At 51.4% G+C, this 1,389-nt stretch carries 3 protein-coding genes and 1 pseudogene; 2 read left to right on the plus strand and 2 right to left on the minus strand.

The window, feature by feature from the left end; all coding sequences use genetic code 11:
* Positions 1 to 112, plus strand: a 112-nt coding sequence (locus tag QZ506_RS14765; protein ID WP_291972050.1) for an IS1 family transposase, incomplete at its 5' end; no start/stop codon positions are given.
* A gap of 81 nt (positions 113 to 193) precedes the next feature.
* Entirely contained in the window at positions 194 to 442 is a 249-nt protein-coding gene (locus tag QZ506_RS14770; RefSeq protein ID WP_291972046.1) for a GlsB/YeaQ/YmgE family stress response membrane protein, read from the plus strand.
* Positions 443 to 549: 107 nt separating this feature from the next.
* On the opposite strand, the gene QZ506_RS14775 is transcribed toward QZ506_RS14770, so the two are convergent.
* Together QZ506_RS14775 and QZ506_RS14780 are read right to left on the minus strand one after the other, a co-directional pair.
* Complete coding sequence (locus QZ506_RS14775; RefSeq protein ID WP_291972048.1) at positions 550 to 1,089, minus strand: LysE family translocator; 540 nt, start codon at positions 1,087 to 1,089, stop codon at positions 550 to 552.
* 216 nt (positions 1,090 to 1,305) lie between these two features.
* Positions 1,306 to 1,389: pseudogene (locus QZ506_RS14780) on the minus strand (lipoprotein); the annotation flags it as partial.

The raw sequence follows: 1,389 nt of genomic DNA on the forward strand, positions 1-1,389 counted from the left end.
ACTGCGTAACCGATTTCAACTGCTCAATCGCAAGACGCCCGGATATTCAAAATCATCCGAAATGCACGATAGGATCATCGGTACTTACATCGAACGCGAGTACTACGTTTGATGCTACATCAACTCATTGAATACACGACCTGTTCGCGTGTGTCTTGGATACGCGTTTTCATGGGTAAAACACGAGGTTGTTATGGGAATCTTGTCCTGGATTATCTTTGGGTTGATCGCGGGTATTTTGGCAAAATGGATCATGCTAGGCAAAGACGGTGGGGGTTTTATTATTACGGTATTGCTCGGCATCATTGGCGCGGTGGTGGGCGGTTATATCAGCACCTTCTTTGGGTTTGGCCGCGCGGATGGCTTCAATCTCGGCAGTTTTTGCGTTGTTGTGATTGGTGCTTTGGTGTTGCTGTTGGTGTACCGTAAGATTCGCGCGTAATCGTATAAGGTGGGATACGTTTCCCGCCTTTATCCCTGTAGATAAGACCACAGGGTGAGCCCCAGTAGCATCAGTCCACCACCGAGATTGATGGTGGTTTCCATCCTCTACATAGCGATTGTGCGTGCAGAGCGCGTCAGCAACTGTGTTGTGAGCAGTAACCACCCCCCCATGATGGCGACATGTACCGTTTCCAGCGTCATAAAGCTCATCACGCTCTGTGCCAGTGGCTGGCTATCACGCGCGGTGCCTGCAAACAGAGGTACTACCGTCACATACAGTAAAATAGCTTTGATATTGAGTACATTAGCAACGTAGGCGGCGCGAACCCCCAATGAACTGCAGGGTGCAGGGGAACGTGCAGAAGCGTGCCAGCCGCGCTGTATCAGGCGCAATGCCAGATAGACCAAATACCCGGTACCGAGCAGTGTGAGAACGCGCATCAGTGCGGGATAGCGTAGCAACAGCGCAGAGATCCCAATGCTTGCCAGCATGGCGTACGTATAAATGCCCAATGCGGTGCCGACAATAATATGTAGTACGCCACGTGAACCCTGTGTCACCGCATTATTGAGCGCCAGCGTCAAGCTGGCGCCGGGCGACAGTGCGATGGGTATCATGGTAGCGACAAATCCGATAACATCCATGCGGTTAGCCGAAAAAGGGATCTATCTGCTGATTGTAGCGAATAGAGGTATGAAAGGGTGTGACAGGAAGAGGGGATTTGGCGTTGAATAGCAAACACGGGCTGAGCCTGGGTAGGCGGTTAATGGGTAACAATCACATCCAGCGCACGTAGGTGCTCCGGGGCTTTGTTGAATAAATCAGAACTTGTAACGACTGCGCCCCATACGGGTCGATTGTTACGTGATGCGAATACTGTTCGGCATTCCTAATAGCGTGATCCGGTTAAGCGCTTTGACCATGGCCATGGCTTCACCCACCTG

It is taken from the genome of Candidatus Symbiopectobacterium sp. (assembly GCF_020054415.1).
In the GTDB taxonomy this organism is placed as follows: Bacteria; Pseudomonadota; Gammaproteobacteria; order Enterobacterales; family Enterobacteriaceae; genus Symbiopectobacterium.

What these genes read in the sequence shown, in the direction of transcription:
- QZ506_RS14770 (WP_291972046.1), top strand. Translation starts at nt 194, where the DNA reads ATGGGAATCTTGTCCTGGATTATCTTTGGGTTGATCGCGGGTATTTTG.
- QZ506_RS14775 (WP_291972048.1), bottom strand. Translation starts at nt 1,089, where the DNA reads ATGGATGTTATCGGATTTGTCGCTACCATGATACCCATCGCACTGTCG.